Annotated in this window: 16 protein-coding genes and 1 riboswitch; of the genes, 10 read left to right on the plus strand and 6 right to left on the minus strand. The window is 74.2% G+C overall.

Annotated elements, in window-relative coordinates:
- The first annotated feature begins 69 nt into the window (after positions 1–69).
- Positions 70–1,509 carry an adenylosuccinate lyase gene (purB, locus tag ABTY15_RS23280; protein WP_350597444.1) on the plus strand — a complete coding sequence of 480 codons (1,440 nt, stop codon included), beginning with the start codon at positions 70–72 and terminating at the stop codon, positions 1,507–1,509.
- Positions 1,510–1,531: 22 nt separating this feature from the next.
- On the opposite strand, the gene ABTY15_RS23285 is transcribed toward purB, so the two are convergent.
- Positions 1,532–3,064 (minus strand): MFS transporter, encoded by a 1,533-nt coding sequence (locus tag ABTY15_RS23285; RefSeq protein WP_350597453.1) that lies wholly within the window; start codon positions 3,062–3,064, stop codon positions 1,532–1,534.
- A gap of 314 nt (positions 3,065–3,378) precedes the next feature.
- Positions 3,379–3,559: riboswitch (cyclic di-AMP (ydaO/yuaA leader) on the plus strand.
- Positions 3,560–3,561: 2 nt separating this feature from the next.
- Between ABTY15_RS23285 and ABTY15_RS23290 the strand changes: the two genes are divergently transcribed.
- Complete coding sequence (locus tag ABTY15_RS23290) at positions 3,562–4,548, plus strand: M23 family metallopeptidase (RefSeq protein WP_350597460.1); 987 nt, start codon at positions 3,562–3,564, stop codon at positions 4,546–4,548.
- 382 nt (positions 4,549–4,930) lie between these two features.
- The gene (locus tag ABTY15_RS23295; protein ID WP_350597465.1) at positions 4,931–6,469 is read left to right on the plus strand and encodes an APC family permease; all 1,539 of its coding nucleotides are present in this window, start codon (positions 4,931–4,933) and stop codon (positions 6,467–6,469) included.
- A gap of 33 nt (positions 6,470–6,502) precedes the next feature.
- On the opposite strand, the gene ABTY15_RS23300 is transcribed toward ABTY15_RS23295, so the two are convergent.
- Complete coding sequence (locus tag ABTY15_RS23300; protein ID WP_350597475.1) at positions 6,503–7,222, minus strand: DUF2470 domain-containing protein; 720 nt, start codon at positions 7,220–7,222, stop codon at positions 6,503–6,505.
- A gap of 187 nt (positions 7,223–7,409) precedes the next feature.
- Between ABTY15_RS23300 and ABTY15_RS23305 the strand changes: the two genes are divergently transcribed.
- Positions 7,410–8,627, plus strand: a complete 1,218-nt coding sequence (locus ABTY15_RS23305; protein ID WP_350597483.1) for an MFS transporter — start codon at positions 7,410–7,412, stop codon at positions 8,625–8,627.
- Between the two features lie 72 nt (positions 8,628–8,699).
- Here ABTY15_RS23305 and ABTY15_RS23310 read toward each other — a convergent pair whose 3' ends face one another.
- The 3 genes from ABTY15_RS23310 to ABTY15_RS23320 are packed head-to-tail and all read right to left on the minus strand — an operon-like array spanning position 8,700 to position 11,016.
- Entirely contained in the window at positions 8,700–9,107 is a 408-nt protein-coding gene (locus ABTY15_RS23310) for a RidA family protein (protein WP_350597490.1), read from the minus strand.
- A 35-nt stretch (positions 9,108–9,142) separates the two neighbouring features.
- Positions 9,143–9,892 carry an IclR family transcriptional regulator gene (locus ABTY15_RS23315; RefSeq protein WP_350597498.1) on the minus strand — a complete coding sequence of 250 codons (750 nt, stop codon included), beginning with the start codon at positions 9,890–9,892 and terminating at the stop codon, positions 9,143–9,145.
- Positions 9,889–11,016 (minus strand): sugar kinase, encoded by a 1,128-nt coding sequence (locus tag ABTY15_RS23320; RefSeq protein WP_350597502.1) that lies wholly within the window; start codon positions 11,014–11,016, stop codon positions 9,889–9,891. Before ABTY15_RS23320 ends, ABTY15_RS23315 begins: the two co-directional genes overlap by 4 nt.
- Positions 11,017–11,285: 269 nt before the next feature.
- Here ABTY15_RS23320 and ABTY15_RS23325 point away from each other — a divergent pair, with 269 nt between their 5' ends.
- The 5 genes from ABTY15_RS23325 (at position 11,286) to ABTY15_RS23345 (ending at position 17,827) form a co-directional block, all read left to right on the plus strand.
- Entirely contained in the window at positions 11,286–12,587 is a 1,302-nt protein-coding gene (locus tag ABTY15_RS23325) for a type III PLP-dependent enzyme domain-containing protein (protein ID WP_350597507.1), read from the plus strand.
- Entirely contained in the window at positions 12,587–14,206 is a 1,620-nt protein-coding gene (locus ABTY15_RS23330) for an N-acyl-D-amino-acid deacylase family protein (protein WP_350597513.1), read from the plus strand. Before ABTY15_RS23325 ends, ABTY15_RS23330 begins: the two co-directional genes overlap by 1 nt.
- On the plus strand, positions 14,203–14,949 hold the full coding sequence (locus ABTY15_RS23335; RefSeq protein WP_350597521.1) for a bifunctional 4-hydroxy-2-oxoglutarate aldolase/2-dehydro-3-deoxy-phosphogluconate aldolase: 747 nt from the start codon (positions 14,203–14,205) through the stop codon (positions 14,947–14,949). The genes ABTY15_RS23330 and ABTY15_RS23335 overlap by 4 nt, the downstream gene beginning before the upstream one ends.
- A gap of 98 nt (positions 14,950–15,047) precedes the next feature.
- Positions 15,048–16,628, plus strand: coding sequence for an alpha-amylase family glycosyl hydrolase (locus ABTY15_RS23340; RefSeq protein WP_350597529.1), 1,581 nt, complete (start codon positions 15,048–15,050; stop codon positions 16,626–16,628).
- A 143-nt stretch (positions 16,629–16,771) separates the two neighbouring features.
- A complete protein-coding gene (locus tag ABTY15_RS23345) occupies positions 16,772–17,827 on the plus strand; it encodes an ABC-2 transporter permease (RefSeq protein ID WP_350597536.1) in 1,056 nt (351 codons plus the stop codon).
- A 130-nt stretch (positions 17,828–17,957) separates the two neighbouring features.
- Here ABTY15_RS23345 and ABTY15_RS23350 read toward each other — a convergent pair whose 3' ends face one another.
- Positions 17,958–19,208: a CaiB/BaiF CoA transferase family protein gene (locus tag ABTY15_RS23350; RefSeq protein WP_350597541.1), complete on the minus strand. Its 1,251-nt coding sequence runs from the start codon at positions 19,206–19,208 to the stop codon at positions 17,958–17,960.
- Between the two features lie 202 nt (positions 19,209–19,410).
- Between ABTY15_RS23350 and ABTY15_RS23355 the strand changes: the two genes are divergently transcribed.
- Positions 19,411–20,256: a FadR/GntR family transcriptional regulator gene (locus ABTY15_RS23355; RefSeq protein ID WP_350597553.1), complete on the plus strand. Its 846-nt coding sequence runs from the start codon at positions 19,411–19,413 to the stop codon at positions 20,254–20,256.
- The last annotated feature ends 55 nt before the right edge of the window (positions 20,257–20,311 follow it).

Genomic DNA, 20,311 nt, shown 5'->3' on the forward strand with positions numbered 1-20,311 from the left:
CCTGATTGACGTTCAACCGGCCCAGCCTAGCCGGTCCGCCGACGTTTGGCGTGACCTCGGCTGTTAGGCTTGCGAAGCGTGAGCGCGAAGCCCCAGATCCCCAATGTCCTGGCCTCCCGGTACGCCTCGGCGACCCTGGCCCAGCTCTGGTCCCCCGAGCACAAGGTGGTCCTCGAGCGCCACCTGTGGCTCGCCGTCCTGAAGGCCCAGCAGGACCTCGGCGTCGAGGTGCCGGCCGAGGCCGTCGCCGACTACGAGCGGGTGATCGACCAGGTCGACCTCGGCTCGATCGCCGCCCGTGAGCGGATCACCCGCCACGACGTGAAGGCCCGCATCGAGGAGTTCAGCGAGCTCGCCGGGCACGAGCAGATCCACAAGGGCATGACCTCCCGGGACCTGACCGAGAACGTCGAGCAGCTGCAGATCCGTCAGTCGCTGGAGCACGTGCGCGACCGCACGGTGGCCGTGCTGGTCCGCCTGGCCGGTCTGGCCGCGCAGCACTCCGAGCTGGTCATGGCCGGTCGCTCGCACAACGTGGCCGCGCAGGCCACCACCCTGGGCAAGCGCTTCGCGTCGATCGCCGACGAGCTGCTGGTCGCCTTCCGCCGCCTGGAGGAGCTGATCGCCCGCTACCCGCTGCGCGGGATCAAGGGCCCGGTCGGCACCGCCCAGGACATGCTGGACCTGCTCGGTGGCGACACCGAGAAGCTGGCCGAGCTGGAGCGCCGGGTGGCCGGCCACCTCGGCTTCGACAACGTGCTGACCAGCGTCGGCCAGGTCTACCCGCGCTCGCTGGACTTCGAGGTGCTCACCGCCCTCGTCCAGCTGGCCGCCGCGCCGTCCAGCCTGGCCAAGACCATCCGCCTGATGGCCGGCCACGAGCTGGTCACGGAGGGCTTCAAGGAGGGCCAGGTCGGCTCCTCCGCGATGCCGCACAAGATGAACACCCGCTCCTGCGAGCGCGTCAACGGCCTCGCCGTCATCCTGCGCGGCTACGCCTCGATGACCGGCGAGCTGGCCGGCGACCAGTGGAACGAGGGCGACGTCTCCTGCTCGGTGGTGCGCCGGGTCGCGCTGCCGGACGCCTTCTTCGCCTTCGACGGCCTGCTGGAGACCTTCCTGACCGTCCTCGACGAGTTCGGCGCCTTCCCGGCCGTGGTCGAGGCCGAGCTGGACCGCTACCTGCCGTTCCTCGCCACCACCAAGGTGCTGATGGGCGCGGTGCGCGCGGGCGTCGGCCGGGAGACCGGGCACGAGGTCATCAAGGAGCACGCCGTCGCCTCCGCGCTGGCGATGCGCGCGGGCGCCCGGGAGAACGAGCTGCTGGACCGGCTGGCCGCCGACGAGCGCATCCCGCTGGACCGGGCCGCGCTGGACGCGCTGCTGGCCGACCGGCTCTCCTTCACCGGTGCGGCCGGCGCCCAGGTCGCCGAGGTGGTCCGCCAGGTGGAGGCCGTCGCGGCCGCCTACCCGGAGGCCGCCAAGTACGCGCCCGGCGACATCCTCTGACGCAATCGCCGGAGGCTCTAGGTCAGCTCTCCGAGGGCCCTGCCGCCGTTCCGGTGGCGGGGCCCTCGTGCGTGTGGACGTGGCCCGGGTCGAGCGGCGGGGTGGTGCCGCAGCACCACTCGCAGTCCGGCTCGGCCACCGGGTGGTCCTCGGGCGCCAGCACGTTGCCCCGGACGGTGGTGAAGGCGATCAGCCCGCCGCCGGCCAGCAGCCCGGCGCAGATCAGCATCGCGGTGTGGAAGGCCGAGTCGACGGCCGACGGCACCCGGTAGGCGTCGCCGCTCAGACCCGCCAGCGCGGGGAGCGCGGCGACGGCGAGCAGCCCGGCGGCGCGGGCGGCGGCGTTGTTGACGCCGCTGGCGATGCCCGCGTGCCGGACCTCGACGGCCGCCAGGACGGTCGCGGTCAGCGGCGCGACCAGCAGCACCATGCCGCAGCCCATCACCGTGACGGCGGGCAGCACGTCCACCCAGTAGGAGGAGCCGGGGCCGATGCGCAGCATCAGCAGCACCCCGGCGGCGCACAGCAGCGGGCCGACGGTCAGCGGGATCCGCGGGCCGATCCGCTTGCCGAGCCGCCCGGCCCGGGCCGACAGGGCCAGCATCAGCACGGTGATCGGGATCAGCGCCAGCCCGGAGACCAGCGGGGAGAACCCGGCGACGATCTGCAACTGCACCACCAGCAGGAAGAACACGCCGCTGAACGCCGCGTACACGCAGAGGGTGACCAGGTTCACGGCGGTGAACAGCCGGGAGGAGAAGAGGCCGAGCGGCAGCATCGGCTCCGGCGCGCGGCGCTCCACCCGGAGGAAGGCGATGCCGAGCACCACCCCGGTCGCCCCGGTGAGCCAGACGCCGGGGGACAGGCCCTCGCCGGCCGCGGTCAGTGCGTAGGTGACGGCGCCGAGGGCGAGCGCGGCGAGCAGCGCGCCGGGCACGTCGAAGCGGCCGGTCGCGCTCTCGTCCCGGCTCTCCGGGACGAACCGGGAGGTCACCGCGACGACGGCGGCGGCGAGCGGCAGGTTCAGCAGGAAGATCCACCGCCAGCCGGGGCCGTCCACCAGCCAGCCGCCGAGGAAGGGGCCGACCGCGGCCGACACCCCGCCCAGGCCCGACCAGAGGCCGACCGCGGCCGAGCGGTCCTCCGGGTGGAAGACCGCCTGGAGCATGGCGAGCGAACCCGGGGTGAGCAGCGCCCCGCCGATGCCCTGCACGGCGCGGGAGGCGATCAGCACGTCGATGGTCGGCGCGGCGGCGCAGGCCGCGGAGGCGGCGGCGAACCAGACCACGCCGATCAGGAAGACCCGGCGCCGGCCGTACCGGTCGCCGAGTGCGCCGCCGAGCAGGATCAGCCCGGCGAGGGTGAGCAGGTAGGCGTTGAGCGTCCACTGGAGGGAGGCGAGGGAGGCGCCGAGGTCGGTGCCGATCCGGGGCAGGGCGACGTTCACCACGGTGCCGTCGAGCATCGCCATGCTGGAGCCGAGCACGGTTGCCAGAAGTACCCAGCGTCCCTGCGCGGTGCCCAGGCGCAGGGTGCCGGCGGCGGAGGTGGTCACGGCCTGATCCTGCGCCCGACGGGGCTGACGTGACAAGGGTCACCGGGGGCGTGTCGGTGGATCGCGGTGCGTGATCGAGCGGGTGCGCTGCGCTGACGGTTTCGGCGCAGCGTGCTGGATCAGTGGCACCGGGTCAATGGATTGTGCACGTACTGTGCAGCCGATCATCCGCAGCGTCACCGCATTCCGCGGAATCGACGCGGATTCGGGAGATCGACATTGCTTCACCCGGACGGATGGGTTTTAGTTCAGCGACCGCCCGGCCAGCCCGGACGGATCCACCGGGTGGAACGCCGAGTCCTGCCGCTGCCCGGTGGTTCGAAACGAACTCTGTACGGCAGGAGCGGGGGACCCACAGGTAAGTCGCCGGACAGGAATTCACGCGCTTTCACGTGCCGAATTCCAGGACCGGCTTGGGGTGAAGCCGCACATGCGGCCGGGCGAACTCCAGCCCGAACCCGACAGCTCACCTCGCAGGCGTCGGAGAGGAAACTTCCATGCCTGCTCAGGCTCGTCGTATCACCCTGCCCCGCGCCGCCCGCATCGGCATCGCCACCGCCGTCACCGGCGTCTCCTTCGCCCTTCCGCTCGTGACCGCGATGAGCGCCTCGGCCCACACCACCCCGGCCGCCCCGGTCGCGCACACCTCCAGCTGGACCGGCGCCACCAGCGTCGACGCCAAGCCGGCCGCTCCGGCCGCCCCGGCCGCCCCGGCCGCCGCCAAGGCGCACGAGAGCTACCGCGTCGTCAGCGGTGACAGCCTGTCGAAGATCGCCGAGGCCAAGCAGGTCGACGGCGGCTGGCAGGCGCTGTACGAGCACAACCGCGAGGTCGTCGGCGCCAACCCGAACCTGATCTTCCCGGGTCAGCAGCTCGCGCTGGCCGGCCACCAGGCCGCGGCCCCGGCCGCGCCGTCCTCGGACGCCGCCCCGGCCAAGCCGGCCGCACCCGCCGTCAAGCCGCAGGTGAAGACCGAGGCCGCCAAGCCGGCCGCCCCGGTGCAGACCCAGGTGCAGACCGCCGTCGCGCCGAAGCCGGCCGCCGCCGTGACCGCCGCCCCGGCCGCCGCCAGCACCTCCGGCTTCGTCGCCCCGCTGGCCCACCCGGTGCTCGGCGAGGCCTACGGTGTCGCGGGCTCCATGTGGGCCTCCGGCCACCACACCGGCCAGGACTTCGTCGCCGCCACCGGCACCCCGCTGCGCGCGGTCGCCAACGGTGTCGTGGTGAAGGCCGGCAACGGCGGCGCCTACGGCAACGAGGTCGAGATCAAGCTCGCCGACGGTCACTACGCCCAGTACGCGCACCTCTCGGTGATCGGTGTGACCATCGGTCAGACCGTCACCGTCGGCCAGCAGATCGGCCTCTCCGGTGCGACCGGCAACGTGACCGGCCCGCACCTGCACTTCGAGATCCGTACCGGTCCGGAGTACGGCTCGGACATCGACCCGGTCGCCTACCTGCGGGCGCACGGCGTCGCGCTCTGACCCCTGGGGTCGGGAAACACATAGGGACTACCGCTGATGCGGGGCGAACGACCTCCCGGGATGGTCATGTCGGGTGACCGCTTGACCGGGTGATCGCCGCACCAGTGGACATGGGCGCGGGACACGCCCAGGCCGGCCCGGCTCGCGAGACCTCCGTCGCGAGCCGGGCCGGCCGCTTTCGTTTCCGGGGGCGGCTCCGGGGTTCCGGGGCGCCGCGTCCGAACAGCGGGTGGATCCGAACCGAACAGGGCGTCAACTTCCGCGCCGACTTGTCTGACGATCTGTTCCTTGCGACGGTTTTCGCCCCACCCCGATGCTGTCGGGCAGTCAGCGCCCGGCCTCTCCGGCGGGCGGCACAGCCACGGCGCACGGAGGAGGCCGCATGGCCGTCCAGAGCGGGGACACGACCGGTGAGCGGACCGGGGGAGGTGGGGTCGACCGGCTGAAGGCGAACTCGGTCGGCCTGGTGGGGGTGGTCTTCATGGCGATCGCCACCGCGGCCCCGATCACGGCGATGACCGGCAACCTGCCGATCATCGTCGGGCAGGGCAACGGCGTCGGCGCGCCCGCCGCGTACATCGTGGCCACCGTGGTGCTCACGGTGTTCTCGGTCGGGTACGTGGCGATGGCCCGGCACATCACGGCGGCCGGGGCGTTCTACGGGTACATCTCGCACGGGCTCGGCCGGGTGGCCGGGATGGCCTCCGGGCTGCTCGCGGTGCTCGCGTACATCGTGTTCGAGGCCTCGATCATCGGTTTCTTCGCGTACTCGCTGCGCGGGCTGGTGCGGACGCAGCTGGGGCTGGACCTCGGGTGGGGCTGGTACGCGCTGTTCGGGCTGGCGGCGATCGGGGTGATGGCCTGGTTCGACCTGCACCTGACGGCGCGGGTGCTCGGGGTCGCGCTGGTGCTGGAGATCGGTGTGCTGGGCGCGGTCTCGCTGGCCGTGCTGTTCTCCGGCGGCGGGCCGGACGGCATCGTCGGCGAGGCGGTCAACCCGGTGAACGCGCTGAAGGGGGTGGGCGGTTCGGGCGCGGCGGCGGCCGGGCTGGGGCTGTTCTTCGCGTTCTGGTCCTGGGTCGGCTTCGAGTCGACGGCGATGTACGGCGAGGAGTCGCGCGACCCGAAGCGGGTGGTGCCGCGGGCCACGCTGATCTCGGTGGTCGGGGTCGGCCTGTTCTACGTCTTCGTGTCCTGGATGATCGTCTCCGGCAACGGGGTCCAGCACGCGATCGACCTGGCGAGCGGGGCGGTGGCGGGCAAGGACGGGAACAACCTGTTCTTCGACCCGCTGGGCGCGCACCTCGGGGCCTGGGCGGTCAAGGTGTTCCAATGGCTGGTCGTCACCGGCTCGTTCGCCTGCGCGATGGCCTTCCACCAGTGCGCGGCCCGCTACCTGTACGCGATCGGGCGGGAGGGCTTCCTGCACCCGGCGCTGGGCCGCACCCACCCGCGGTACGGCTCGCCGTACGTCGCCTCGGTGGTGCAGTCGGGGATCGCGGTCTGCCTGGTGGTGGCGTTCCTCGCGGCCGGGATGGACCCGTACGTGCACCTGTACTCGCTGCTGGCGCTGTTGGGCACGATGGCGATCCTGATCGTGCAGACGCTCTGCTCGTTCGCCGTGGTGGGGTACTTCCACGTGCAGCGCCGGCACCCCGAGACCCGGCACTGGTTCCGCACGCTGGTCGCGCCGCTGGTGGGCGGGGTGGCGATGGCCGGGGTGGTGGTGCTGCTGGTGCTCAACAAGGACGCCGCGGCGGGGGCGGCGGCCGACACGCTGCTGTTCCGGCTGATCCCGTACCTGGTGATCGGGGCCTTCCTGGCCGGGATCGCGCTGGCGCTGACCATGCGGAGCCGACGGCCGGAGCGGTACGCGCGGATGGGGCGGATCATTCTGGAGGACGCCGCCGAGCGGAATTGACGTCGAGTCAGAAGTGGCTGCCCGTCCGTCGGTTCAGTGCCGGTGGGCGGGCAGCGCGTGCCGGGCGGCGGTCAGCATGTCGTGCATGCGCTGCCCGAACTCGTCGGTGCCGTCGGCGGGTTCGGGGAAGACCAGGCGGACGTCGCGGTGGCCGTGCGGGTGGTCCAGGCGCAGCACCAGGCCGTGGCGGTCCAGGGCGAGCGGGCGGACGTCCGGCTGTCCGGCGAGCAGGGCCGGGTCGAGCAGCCGGGTGAGCAGGGCGAGTTCCTCGGCGTGGTCGTCGGCCAGGTGGGTGAGCAGGGCGGCCTCGTAGCGGGCGAGCGGGTCGGCGCCGGCGAGGGCGAGGTCGGCGGCGGTGAAGGCGCCGGTCCCGTACGGGGTGGCGAGGACGGCGTGCGCCACGTCGACGTGCAGGTGGACGCTGAGGCCGTCGTCGGCGAGGTGGGCCAGGTGCAGCCGGCCGGCCATGGTGAGGCGGGCGCGGACCCGGTCGCGGACGGCCACGGGGGCGATGTCGGTGACGTCCAGGACGACCGGGAGCGGGTCGGTGGCGCGGGCGGCGGCCGCGGTGAGCGGGGCGTCGAGCGGGGCGCGCAGCCGCAGCCGGGAGCCGTGGACGGACACCGGGGTGTCGAGGTCGTGGTGCTCGCCGCCGGTGCGGACGGTGAGGGAGGAGGTCGCGGCGAGCAGGCCGAGGAGCCGTTCGGCGAGGGTGGGCTCGGGCGCGTCGGTGTCGCCGGCGGGCTGGCTCATGGTGGACCTCCAGGAAGTTAGGTGAGCCTAACCTAATGGGGGTGGGGTGGTGTGGCAAGTGGCGAGGGTGGGCGTGAGGGATTGCTGCTTTGGGGGATAGGCAGCGCTTGCAAGTATTCGTCGTTCGGTCGTATTGTCGACGCTGGTAGTTGCGCATGCAACGAGTCTCTTCGGAAAGCGATCCCTCATGCCCCTCGCGCTCCTGGCGCTGGCGATCAGCGCCTTCGGCATCGGCACCACCGAGTTCGTGATCATGGGCCTGCTGCCCGAGGTCGCCGGCGACTTCTCGGTCTCCATCCCCACCGCCGGCCTGCTCATCTCCGGCTATGCGCTCGGCGTCGTGGTCGGCGGCCCGCTGCTCACCGTCCTCGGCACCAGGGCGCCCCGCAAGGGGATGCTGCTGGGGCTGATGGGCCTGTTCGTCGTCGGCAACCTGGTCGCGGCCGTCGCGCCGGCCTTCGGGCTGCTGATGGTCGGCCGGATCGTCAGCGCCTTCGCGCACGGCGCGTTCTTCGGCATCGGCTCGGTCGTCGCCGCCGGCCTGGTCGCGCCGCACCGGCGGGCCAGTGCGATCGCCCTGATGTTCACCGGGCTCACCGCCGCCAATGTGCTCGGCGTCCCGATGGGCACGCTGCTCGGCCAGCACTTCGGCTGGCGCTCCACCTTCCTGGTGGTCGCCGGGCTCGGCCTGGTCGGCCTCGCCGGGATCGCGGCGCTGGTGCCCGTCCAGCCGCGCGCCGAGGGCGGCCGGCTCGGCCCGGAACTGGCCGTCTTCCGGGCGCCGCAGGTGTGGCTGGCGCTCAGCATGACCGTGCTCGGCTGGGGCGGCATCTTCGCGATGTTCACGTACATCACGCCGATGATGACGGAGCTGGCCGGGTTCGCCCCGGGCAGCGTCACCTGGCTGCTCTTCCTGTTCGGCGTCGGCCTGTTCGTCGGCAACCTGCTCGGCGGCTGGCTCGCCGACCGGGCGCTGATGCGCAGCCTCACCGTGATCCTCGCCGCACTGGCGGCGCTGCTGTTCGCGTTCACCCTCGCCGCGCACAGCAAGGTCGGTGCGGTGGTGACCATCCCGCTGATCGGGCTGTTCGGCTTCGCGACCGTCGCGCCGTTGCAGAAGCGGGTGATGGACCAGGCGGCCGGTGCGCCGACGCTGGCCTCGGCCGCCAACATCGCCGCGTTCAACCTGGGCAACGCGCTGGCGGCCTGGCTCGGCGGGGTGGTGATCTCGGCCGGGCTCGGCTACGACGCGCCGAACTGGGTGGGCGGGCTGCTCACCGCCGTCGCCCTCGGGGTGACGGTGCTCTCCGCCGCGCTGGAGCGGCGCGGTGGTGGCGGTGGCGGACGGATCGTGGCGCGCGGGGGCGCGGCGGTGGCCGAGGAGGGGGCGGCGGCGCGGCGGTGAGCCGCCGGGGGAGGGGGCGGGAACGGCCCGGACGGAGGGGGCGTCCGGGCCGGTTCGCGGTCGGCGGAGGGGTCAGGAGACGACGGCCTGGGCGTCGATCTCGACCAGCATCGGCTCCTGCGGCAGTTCGACGAAGACGGTGGTCCGGCAGGGCTTGACCCCGCCGGGCTTGATGTTCTCCTCGATGAACTCGGAGTAGGCCTCGTTCATCAGCGGGAAGTCGGCGCGCTTGGTGAGGTAGACGCGGAACATCACCACGTCCTCGACGGTCGCGCCGCCGGCCTCGACGATCGCCTTGACGTTCTCCAGCGTCCGCCGGGTCTGCGCCTTCACGTCCCCGTGGTGCAGGTACTCGCCGGTCGCCGGGTCCTGCGGGCCCTGGCCGGAGACCTGGAGGATCGGGCCCTTGCGGACGCCCTGGGAGAACGTCCAGGCGGGGGCGGGGGCGCCGTCGGTGCGGATCTCGGTCTTGTCGTTCACGGGGCTCCTTGGGCTCCTTGCGTGGTGACAGTACGTCAGTTCGGGTCCGGGCGACCGCAGTCGGCCGAGATGGTGCGGGCGGTGGTGAGCAGCTGCGGGAGCAGGTCCAGCACCTGCTCGTACGGGAGGAGCACGTCCGGGACGGAGATGGAGGCGGCGGCGACCACCCGGCCGCTGGCATCCCGGATCGGCGCGGCCACGCAGTTGATGAACGCCTCGTGCTCGGCGTGGTCCTGCGCCCAGCCCTGGGCGGCGACCTTCTCCAGCTCGCCGAGCAGGGCCTCCGGCGAGGTGAGCGTGCGCGGGGTGTGCGGGGTGAAGTCGATCCCGGCCACCACCCGGCGGCGCTCCGGCAGCGGCAGGTCCGCGAGCAGCACCTTGGAGACGGCGGCGCTGTGCAGGGCGGCGCGCAGGCCGATCCGGGAGTACATCCTGACCGGGTGGCGGGAGTCGAACTTGTCGATGTAGACGACCTCGCCGCCCTCGTACGCGGCCAGGTGCACGGTCTGGCCGGTGGCGGCGTTCAGCTCGGCCAGGTGCGGGGCGGCGATCCGGCGGATGCCGCGCTGCTCCAGGGCGAGGCCCGATAGTGCGAACAGGCCGGCGCCCAGGTGGTAGCGGTAGGCGGCGTCGCGGTAGACGAACCGCTCCGCTTCGAGACTCTGGAGCAGCCGCAGCACGGTGGTCTTGTGGACGCCGAGCACCTCGGCCAGCTGGTCCAGGGAGCGTTCGCCCTCGCCGAGTTCGGCCAGGATGCGCAGGGCGCGGGTGACGGTCTGGCTCATCGTGCTCCGCTCGGGGCGCTGGTGGGAGGGGTGCTCGCGGGAGAGGTGCTCGTGGGAGGGGTGGTGGGCAGGGCGGGGCTGGTGATGCCCTCCGCCGAGACCCGGGTCGCGGCCCAGTCGGCGGGGGAGGCGTCGAGCAGCGCCGCCACCAGCGGTGCGGGCGGCAGCTCGGCCTGGTCGCCGGGGGCGGTCAGCGCGCAGGCCGCGCTCAGGTGGCCGAGCCGCAGTCGGCGGCGCTGGTCGAGGCCGCGGACCGTACCGGCCAGATAGCCGGCGGCGAAGGCGTCGCCCGCGCCGGTGGCCTCGACCACCTCGACGGCGAGCGCGGGTTCGGTGACCGCCGTACCGTCCCGCTCCAGCGCGGTGACCGCCCGCGCGGCGTCCTTGACCACCACGGTGGCGGGCGAGGGGAAGCGGCGGCGCAGCGCGGCCGGGTCGCCGGTGCCGAAGGCGGCCTCGGCCTCGTCGGCGCCGAGCAGCAGGACGTCGGCGGCGTCCAGCAGCGGCGGCAGCACGGCCGGGTCGCGGTCGCGCCAGAGCGCGGGGCGCCAGTTGAGGTCGAAGCTGACGGTCCGGTACGGGCGGGGCTCGGCCAGCAGGGCGCGCAGCAGGGCCAGGCAGTCGTCGGACAGCGCGGCGGTGATGCCGGACAGGTGCAGCAGCCGGGCCCCGGCCAGCAGCCGGGCGGCGGCGGGGTCGGCCAGCAGCGCGGGCGAGAGCGCGGCGGCCGCGGACCCGCGGCGGTGGTAGTGCAGACGGCTGCGGCCGGGGCCGAGGTCGTGACGGTGGCCGGTCGAGCCGCCGACCTCCTTGAGGTAGAGGCCGGTGGGGCGGTCCCGGTCGACGGCGACTGCCGAGACGTCCACGCCCCGGGCGGCGACCTCGGCGAGCAGGCGGCGGCCGAAGCCGTCGTCGCCGACCCGGCTGATCCAGGCGGTCGGCACGCCGAGCGCGGCCAGGGTGCCGGCCACGTTGGACTCCGCGCCGCCGACGGAGAGCCGGAAGTGCTCCACCGACTCCAGCGGGCCCGGGCGGTCGGGCAGCAGCACCGCCATCGACTCGCCCAGGCAGACGGCCGTCGGGGCGCCGGGTCGTGCCGGGCCCGGGGTGTCCTCAAGCGGCATCTGCTGGGCTCCTCGTCTGGCCCCTCGACCGCGGGCGGCCGCCGGCGGGGCGCTCGGTGATGGGGCGGCCGTCGGTCGGGCAGTCGTCGGTGGGGCGGTCGGCGGTGGGGCCGGGGCGGCTCCGGGCGGTCGTCCGGGCCCGGGTCCGCGGTGTTCGCTGTTCGGGGCCCGGGTCCGTTGACCGTGGTCCGGCGCCGATGCTAGAACCGTGCTGCCAGCATGTGCAACCCTCATTGCGCATGTTGCAACACGGCAGATGGAGGAAGACGGTGGAGCAGACCTTCGCAAGCAGCGGCACCGGGCCGGGCATCGACGGCGGTGCCGTGGCGGCCCTCGCCGACGAGACGCTCGACTGGCGGTTCAAGGCCGTCCCCCCGGAGGCGTGGGGTCACTCCGTCCGGGACTGGCTGGCCACCGGACCCACCCTCGCCGGACTCGGCACCCCGCTGCTCACCCTCGACGGCGCCGCGCTCGACCACAACGTCCGGACCATGGCCGACTGGTGCGCCAAGGCCGGGGTCGCGCTCGTCCCGCACGGCAAGACCACCATGGCGCCCGCCCTCTGGCAGGCCCAGCTCGACGCCGGCAGCCACGGCATCACGCTCGCCAACCTGCCGCAGGTCCGGGTCGCCCGGGCGTTCGGCGTCGAACGGATCCTGCTCGCCAACACCCTGCTCGACCCGGCCGGACTCGCCTGGCTGGCCGCCGAGTTGGCCGCCGACCCGGGCTTCGCCTTCGTCTCCTGGGTGGACTCCGTCGAGAGCGTCCGGCTGATGGACGAGGCGCTGCGCGCGGCCCGGGCCGAGCGGCCGGTCGAGGTGCTGATCGAACTCGGCGGCCCCGGGGGGCGGACCGGCGCCCGCGGCGTCGACGCGGCCGTCGAGATCGCCGCCGCCGTGCTGCGCGCCCCGACGCTGCGCCTCGCCGGCGTCGGTGGGTACGAGGGCGCGCTCGCGCACGACGCCACGGCCGACGGGCTGGCCACCGTCCGCGGCTACCTGAAGGCGCTCGCCGAGCTGCACGGCCGGCTCGCCCACGCCTACCCGGACGACGCGCGACCGGTGGTGTCGGCCGGTGGCAGCGCCTACTTCGACCTGGTGGTCGAGGAATTGACCGGTCTGCCGGACGCCCTGGTGGTGCTGCGCTCGGGTGCGTACATCGCACACGACGACGGCTTCTACCGGGGCATCTCGCCGCTGGTCCGGGGCGCCGGCGAGGCGCCGTTCCGGGGCGCGCTGCACGGCTGGGCCCGGGTGGTGTCCCGGCCCGAGCCGCAACTGGCCCTGCTGGACGCCGGCAAGCGCGACCTGCCCTTCGACGAGGGCATGCCGGAGCCGCAACGCGTCCGCGGCGGTGCCGAGTTGACCGGGACGTCGGCCCGGATCACCGCCCTCAACGACCAGCACGCCTTCCTGCGCGACGCCGGCGACCTCGCGCCGATCGGCGCGGTGCTGCGGTTGGGCGTCTCCCACCCGTGCACCGCCTTCGACAAGTGGACGGCGCTGCCCGTGCTGGACTCGGCGGACGCGGCCGAGCCGAAGGTCACCGGGTTGGTCAGGACGTTCTTCTGATGACGGCCGGCCGGGCGCGGGACACCGTCTTCCGGGGCGCCACCGTCGTGGACGGCACCGGCGCCGACCGCTACCGGGCGGACGTGCGGATCGCCGACGGCCTGATCACCGAGATCGGCGACCGCCTGGACGCGCTCGACGCGGTGGACGCCGACGGGCTGGTCCTCGCCCCCGGCTTCATCGACATGCACGCCCACTCCGACCTCGCCCTGCTGCTCGAACCCGAGCACCCGGCCAAGGTCACCCAGGGCGTCACCTGCGAGGTGCTGGGCCAGGACGGTCTGTCGTACGCACCGGTGGACGACGCCACGCTGCCCGCGCTGCGCCGCCAACTGGCCGGCTGGAACGGCGATCCGGACGCCCTGGACTGGGACTGGCGCGGCGTCGCCGACTACCTGGACCGACTGGACCGCACCGGCGTCGCCGTCAACGCCTGCTACCTCGTCCCGCACGGCACGCTGCGGGTGCTCGCCATGGGCTGGGACGACCGCGCCCCTGACGCCGCCGAACTCGACCGGATGCGCCAGTACTTGGCCCAGGGGCTGCTGGACGGCGCGGTCGGCATGTCCAGCGGCCTCAGCTACACCCCCGGGACGTACGCCGACACCGCCGAACTGGCCGAGCTGTGCCTGGTGGTCGCGGCCTACGGCGGCTTCCACGCGCCGCACCAACGCTCGTACGGCGCAGGGGCGTTGGACGGCTACGCGGAGATGGTGGAGATCGCCCGGCGGACCGGCTGCGGGCTGCACCTCACCCACGCCACGATGAACTTCGGGGTCAACCGGGGCCGGGCCGGCGAGCTGCTGGACCTGCTGGACCAGGCGCTCGCCGACGGCGTCGACCTCACCCTGGACAGCTACCCCTACCTGCCCGGCTCCACCACCCTGGCCGCTCTGCTGCCGAGTTGGGCCACCGAGGGCGGCCCGGCGGCCACCTTGGCCCGGCTGGCCGACCCGGCGGCCCGCGAGCGGATCCGGTACGCGGTGGAGGAGCGGGGCAGCGACGGCTGCCACGGGGTGGTCACCGACTGGGCGACGATCCAGATCTCCGGCGTCCGCGCCCCGGAGCTGGCCGACACCGTCGGCCGGACCATCGCCGAACTCGCCGCCGAGCGGGGCCGCAGCGGGACGGAGGTCTTCCTGGACCTGCTGCGCCGGGACGAGTTGGCCACCACGATCCTCCAGCACGTCGGCCACGAGGAGAACGTCCGGGCGATCATGCGCCACCCCGCGCACACCGTCGGCAGCGACGGGCTGCTCGTCGGGGCCCGCCCGCACCCGCGCGCCTGGGGCACCTTCCCCCGCTATCTGGGCCACTACGCGCGGGAGTTGGGCGTGCTCACGCTGGAGGAGACGGTCGCCCGGATGACCGGCCGGCCGGCTGCCCGGCTGGGCCTGCACCGGCGCGGCCGAATCGCCCCCGGCCACCACGCGGACCTGGTCCTCTTCGACCCCGAGCGGGTCCGGGACGCCGCCACCTACGAGCAGCCCCGGCTGCCCGCCGAGGGCATCGAGTACGTGTACGTCAACGGCACCGCCGTCGTCCGGCAGGGCCGCACCACGGGCGCCCGGCCCGGGCGGGCCCTGCGCCGCACCGACCGAGGGACCCGAGCCGCATGAACCCGTTGGATCCGGACGAGCCGAACCCGGCCGGCCTCGGCCCGCTCGGCGCCGGCCCGCTCGCCGCCGACCCGCACCGCGGCAGCCCGTTCGGTTCGCCCGCGGCCCGCCCGAACCCGCTCGCCGCGCTGCACGACGACCAGGTGATCGCCGTCGTCCGCGCGCACCGGATCCCGGACGCCGCCGCCCTGTGCGCCGCCCTCGCCGAAGGCGGCATCAGCTGGACCGAGTTCACCTGCACCACCGAGGACGCGCCGGAGCTGCTGCGCCGGGCCGCGCAGGCCGGCCACCGGGTCGGTCTGGGCACCGTGCTGACCGCCGAGCAGGCCGAGCAGGGCGTCGCCGCCGGTGCGTCGTTCCTGGTCACCCCCGGCTGCCGGCCCGAGGTCGCGGCGGCCGCGCACGCCGCCGGGGTGCCGGTGGTGCTGGGCGCGCTCACCCCGACCGAGGTGGCGCAGGCGCTGGACCTCGGGGCCGCCGCCGTCAAGATCTTCCCGGCCCGGGTGTTCGGCCCGGCCTACTTCAACGACCTGCGCGGCCCCTTCCCGGGCGTCCGGCTGGTCGCCTCCGGCGGGGTGACGGCGGGAAACGCCGCCGACTTCCTGGAGCAGGGCGCGTTCGCGGTCTGCGCGGGCTCGGACGTGGTGCGGCCGGAGCTGGTCGCGGCGGGGGACTGGGCGGAGATCACCCGCCGGGCCCGCGCGTTCGTCCAGGCCTGCGAGTTCGGGGTGCGGGCCCGGTAGCGGACCGGTGAAAGGGGCGAGGCGGGCTGTCGGGACGGCCCGGATTGGACGAGAATCGGTAGACCCCGGCCCCCGGACCCGGCAGGAGGACCCAGCCCATGACCTCGACCCGCCCCGGCCCCGACTGGCTGGCCGACGCCGTCCTCTACCAGATCTACCCGCAGACCTTCGCCGACTCCGACGGCGACGGCATCGGTGACTTCGCCGGCATCACCGAGCACCTGGACCACCTCGCCTGGCTCGGCGTCGACGCGGTCTGGCTCAACCCCTGCTTCGCCTCGCCGTTCCGCGACGCGGGCTACGACGTCACCGACTACCTCACCCCCGCCCCGCGCTACGGCGGCACCGAGGACCTGGTCGCCCTGGTCGAGGCGGCCCGCCGCAAGGGCATCCGGATCCTGCTCGACCTGGTCGCCGGGCACACCTCCGACCGTCACCCCTGGTTCCTGGCCGCCGTCGAGGACCCGGCCGACCACCGGTACATCTGGTCCGACCGCCAGGTGGACGGCTTCGTCCGCTCGCCCGGCAGCCGCCCCGGCTGGTACCGGCCGAACTTCTTCGACTGCCAGCCCGCGCTCAACTTCGGCTATGCACGCGGCAGTTCCGAGGAGCCGTGGCGCCAGCCGGTGGACGCGGAAGGGCCGCGCGCCAACCGGGCGGCGCTGCGCGGGATCATGGCGCACTGGCTCGGCCTCGGCGTGTCCGGCTTCCGGGTGGACATGGCCTACTCGCTCGTCAAGGACGACCCCGGGCGGGTCGAGACCGCCAAACTCTGGACCGGGGTGCGGGACTGGCTCGACCGGGCGCACCCGCAGGCCGCCCTGCTCGCCGAGTGGGGCGACCCGGCCGCCGCCGTCGCGGCCGGCTTCCACGCCGACTTCTTCCTGCACTTCGGCGGGGCAGACCACGGCCTGCCGCTGCGCTCGCTGTGGAACAACAACGCCGGCACCGTCGAGGAGTTCTGGCAGCAGGGCCCCTGCTACTTCGAGGCCGAGGGGCGCGGCACCCCGCGGGTGTTCCTGGACGCCTGGCGCTCCGCCGCCGAACTCACCGAGGACGCCGGGTACATCGTCCTGCCCACCGCCAACCACGACTTCTCCCGGCTGGCCACCGGCCCGCGCACCGTCGAACAGCTCGCCCCGGCCTTCGCGTTCCAGCTCACCTGGCCCACCCTGCCGGCCGTCTACTACGGCGACGAGATCGGCATGCGCTACCTGCCCGGGCTGCCCGACACCGAGGGCAGCGTGCTCGGACCGCGCTACAACCGGGCGGGTTCGCGGACCCCGATGCAGTGGGCGCCCGGGCCGGCGGCCGGCTTCTCCAGCGCGCCGCCGGAGCGGCTCTACCTCCCCGTCGACCCGGACCCGCTGCGCCCGGACGTGCTCTCCCAGCGCGCCGACCCGACCTCGCTGCTGCACACCGTCCGGCGGCTGATCGGGTTGCGCCGGGCGTACCCCGGGCTGGGTTCCTCCGGCGGGGTGGAGGTCCGGCACACCGGGTACCCGCTGGTGTACACCCGGTCCGGGCGGTACCTGGTGGCGGTCAATCCGCGCCGGGAGCCGGGGGCGGTGCCGGTGGAGTTCGAACGGCTCCGGCCGCTGGACGTGCAGGGCGTGCGGGTGGCGGACGGGGAGCTGCGGGCGGAGGGCTTCTCGTACGGGGTGTTCGAGCTGGGCTGACGGGGGCGCGGGTTCCGGCGGGCGTGAGGGGCGGGTTCCGGCGCGGCCAGGGGTGGTTGTAAGGTACATCGACAGGTGGTTGCATTTACCACCCAAGATAGTTGTGTTTACCATCTGTATCGTACGGAGACGGTAGGACCGCCATGAGCCCCACACCCCGGACCCCCACCGCAGCGCCCACCCTGGGGCACACGCTCAAGCACCTGGCCATCCACCTGATCACCCCCCTGCTGATGTGCCTCGGCATGGCGCTCGCCTACCAGGGCGCCTTCCACCAGCCCGAGCCGCGCCACCTCAAGGTGGCCGTGGTCGGCGCCGGCCCGCAGGCGCAGGGCCTGGCGCAGACGATCCAGACCAAGGCCGGGGACGCCCTCGACGTGCGGACCCTGCCCGACCGGGCGGCCGCCGAACAGCAGCTGCGCGACCGCGACCTGGTCGGCGCCTTCCTCCCGGACGCCAAGGCGCCGCAACTGCTGGTCGCCAAGGGCAACTCGGACACCTCGGTGGTCGCCGCCACGGCCGTCTTCACCAACGTCACCGACCGGCAGGGCGTGCCGCTGCACGTCGTCGACCTCACCACGCCCACGAAGGGCGACCCCACCGGGCAGGGCCTGTTCTTCCTGCTGGTCGCGCTGAGCATCGGCGGCTACGGCAGCGTCGCGGTGATCGGTGCGGCCGGCGCCGCGCTGCCCATGCGGATCCGGGCGCTGGTCGGCCTCGCGGTCTCGCTGGTGGTGAGCGTGATCGGGATCGTCATCGCCGGGCCGGTGTTCCACGTCGTCGACCACGACCTGGCCGCGGTCTGGGCGCTCGGCTGGCTCTACGCGGCGGGCGTGGTCCTGCTCGGCATCGGGCTGCACGGCTTCCTGAAGAAGTGGAGCACGCTGGGCCTGATGGTGCTGTTCGTGATGCTGAACTTCACCTCCTCCGGCGGCATCTACCGGCCCGAACTGCAGAACGGTTTCTTCGGTGCCCTGCACGGCTTCTGGATCGGCGCCGGCTTCCTGGAGGGCGCGCGCAACGTCCTGTACTTCGACGGCGGGGCGGGCCTCGGCCGGAACGTCCTGACGCTGGTGGTCTGGCTGCTGGTCGGCGTGGCCGCGCTGGTGGCGGCCGCGTGGTACGAGAAGCGCGGGCGCCGTCCGGTGGAGACGCCGGAGGAGGCCGAGGAGGAGATGGCGGAGGCGGTGGCGGTCTGACCGACCGCCGCTCCGGCCCTCCTCCGGGTGATGAGGACTTCACCAGGCGCCAAGGGCATCGGCGCCGGGTGGGGATCGGCGGCCCGCGCCCGGCTCTGGACAAGCCGGGCGCGGGCCCGTTCGCGGGCGGTCAGCGTTCGTTCGGGGTCCCCGGGCTCCCCGGGCTCCCCGGGCTCCCCGGGCTCCCCGGGGTCTCGGAGGTCCCGGCGGTCTCGGGCGTCTCGGGGGCGTCGGGGGTCTTCTCGTCCAGCCAGGCGGTGAGTTCGGCGGTGTGCTCGCCGAGCCGGGGCGGGCGGAGGTGGTAGCGGGGCGGGGTGCGGGAGAGGCCGATCGGGTTGGCGACCAGGTCGAGCGGCGTCCCGTCCGGACCGGGCAGGGGTGCCCGGGGTTGGAGCCCGAGCGAGTCGGCGAGGGCGAAGGCGCCGGCCAGGTCGTTGACCGGGCCGCAGGGCACGCCGAGCGGGGTGAGCAGCGCGAACCACTCGGCGGCGGTGCGGCGTTCGAGGCGGGCGGTGAGTTCGGCGGCGAGCTCGTCGACGTGTGCCACCCGGTCGCCGTTGGTGGCGAAGCGGGGGTCGTCGGCCAGCCCGGGCGCGTCCAGGCCCCGGCAGAGCGCGGCGAACTGCCGGTCGTTGCCGACCGCGACGACCAGCGGGCGGTCGGCGGCGGGGAACACCTCGTACGGCGCGATGGACGGGTGGCGGTTGCCGAGGATGCCCGGCACCGCACCGGCCAGGGTGTAGCCGGCGGACTGGTTGACCAGGCCGGACAGCAGGGTGGAGAGCAGGTTCACCTCCACCAGCTGTCCCCGGCCGGACGCGTCCCGCTCGCGCAGCGCCGCCAGCACACCGACCGTCGCGTGCAGCCCGGTCAGCACGTCCACCAGCGCGACGCCGGTCTTCACCGGCTCGCCGGGGGCCGCGCCGGTCACCGACATCAGGCCGCCGACCGCCTGCACCAGCAGGTCGTAGCCGGGCAGCGCGGCGCCTGCGCCGGAGCCGAAGCCGGTGATGGAGCAGTAGATCAGCCGGGGGTTGAGGGCGCAGACCTCCTCGTGGCCGAGGCCGTGGCGGGCCATCGTGCCGGGGCGGAAGTTCTCCACCAGCACGTCGGCGCGGCGGACCAGTTCGAGGGCGCGGGCGTGGTCGGCCGGGTCGCGCAGGTCGAGGGTGAGGGAGCGCTTGTTGCGGTTGACGGAGAGGAAGTAGGTGGCCTCGCCCTGGGCGTGCGGTGGGCCCCAGGCGCGGGTGTCGTCCCCGGTGCCGGGCTGCTCGACCTTGACGACGTCGGCGCCGAGGTCGGCCAGCAGCATGGTCAGGTAGGGCGCGGCGAGGACGCGGCCGAAGTCGGCGACCAGGACGCCGTCGAGGGGGAGGGGCACCGGGCGTCCTTCGCGGGGGAGGTGGTGGAGGTGGCCGTGGCGGGCGTGAGGCTCGGCGGGCGTGGCGGTCACCGGGGAGGAGGCGAGGAGTGTGTACACGCCGACAACCGGGGAGAGATGGGTGGAACCGAGGGGTGAGTCCGCCCGCAGGCTACCCGGCCGGGAAAACACCCAATCCTGAGGTGATCGAGGAGGGCTCGGCATGACGTCCACCGGGAACGCCACCCCACTTCTCAGCGCCGCCCTCGCGCCGCTCTCCGACCTCGGCCGCGCCGACGCCGTGGCCCGACGGATCACCGAGGCGATCGCCCTCGGGCTGGTCGACCACGGTGACCAACTGCCCAGCGAGAACGACCTCGCCGACCAGCTCGGCGTCGCCAACGGCACCGTCCGGGAGGCGCTCGCGCTGCTCCGCGAGGACGGTTTGATCGAAACCCGGCGCGGCCGCAACGGCGGCAGCTTCGTGCGCACGCCCGCCGAGGGCTCGCAGCGCCGACAGCTCGCCCGGCTGCGCGACCTCGCCACCGCCGAGCTGCGCGACCTCGGCGACGAGGAACTGGCCGTCTCCGGCACCGCCGCCCGGCTCGCCGCCGAACGCGCCCCCGCCGACCCGGCCCGCGCCGACCTGACCGCCCGGCTCGGCCGGCTGGTGGACGAACTGCGCGAGGCCGCCGGACCCGCCGAGCGGCGCCGCGCCGACGCCCGCTTCCACATCGAACTCGCGGTCGCCGCCCGGTCGGTGCGCCTCACCCGGCTCGCCGTCCGGCTCCAGGCCGAGCTCGGCCCGCTGCTCTGGCTGCCCGCACCGTACGCGCCCGACCAGGAGGGGTTCGCCGAGCAGCACCGGGAGATCCTGGTCGCGGTCCTCGCCGGCGACGCCGCCACCGCCCGCGCCGCCGCCGAGGACCACACCGCCGCCTGCTTGCGCCACCTGGTCCGGGGGCACTTGCGGTTGGCCGACTCCGCAGGCCCGGTGCGGGTGCCCGGGCCCGCCGTGGGGGGCGCGTCGGCCGTTGCGGGCGGTACCGGGCGGTCGCCGATCACCTGAAGCTGTGACCCACGTCACATGGGGTTCCTGTCAGCAATCGGGGCGCCGCTCCGCT

Source organism: Kitasatospora sp. NPDC097643, from assembly GCF_040302625.1.
Lineage (GTDB): Bacteria > Actinomycetota > Actinomycetes > Streptomycetales > Streptomycetaceae > Kitasatospora.

Excerpts from the sequence above, each read along its gene's own strand:
- ABTY15_RS23335 (WP_350597521.1), top strand. The coding sequence starts at position 14,203 with ATGAACCCGTTGGATCCGGACGAGCCGAACCCGGCCGGCCTCGGCCCG.
- ABTY15_RS23345 (WP_350597536.1), top strand. The coding sequence starts at position 16,772 with ATGAGCCCCACACCCCGGACCCCCACCGCAGCGCCCACCCTGGGGCAC.
- ABTY15_RS23300 (WP_350597475.1), bottom strand. The coding sequence starts at position 7,222 with ATGAGCCAGCCCGCCGGCGACACCGACGCGCCCGAGCCCACCCTCGCC.
- ABTY15_RS23315 (WP_350597498.1), bottom strand. The coding sequence starts at position 9,892 with ATGAGCCAGACCGTCACCCGCGCCCTGCGCATCCTGGCCGAACTCGGC.
- ABTY15_RS23320 (WP_350597502.1), bottom strand. The coding sequence starts at position 11,016 with ATGCCGCTTGAGGACACCCCGGGCCCGGCACGACCCGGCGCCCCGACG.
- ABTY15_RS23295 (WP_350597465.1), top strand. The coding sequence starts at position 4,931 with ATGGCCGTCCAGAGCGGGGACACGACCGGTGAGCGGACCGGGGGAGGT.
- ABTY15_RS23305 (WP_350597483.1), top strand. The coding sequence starts at position 7,410 with ATGCCCCTCGCGCTCCTGGCGCTGGCGATCAGCGCCTTCGGCATCGGC.
- ABTY15_RS23290 (WP_350597460.1), top strand. The coding sequence starts at position 3,562 with ATGCCTGCTCAGGCTCGTCGTATCACCCTGCCCCGCGCCGCCCGCATC.
- ABTY15_RS23340 (WP_350597529.1), top strand. The coding sequence starts at position 15,048 with ATGACCTCGACCCGCCCCGGCCCCGACTGGCTGGCCGACGCCGTCCTC.
- ABTY15_RS23355 (WP_350597553.1), top strand. The coding sequence starts at position 19,411 with ATGACGTCCACCGGGAACGCCACCCCACTTCTCAGCGCCGCCCTCGCG.
- ABTY15_RS23330 (WP_350597513.1), top strand. The coding sequence starts at position 12,587 with ATGACGGCCGGCCGGGCGCGGGACACCGTCTTCCGGGGCGCCACCGTC.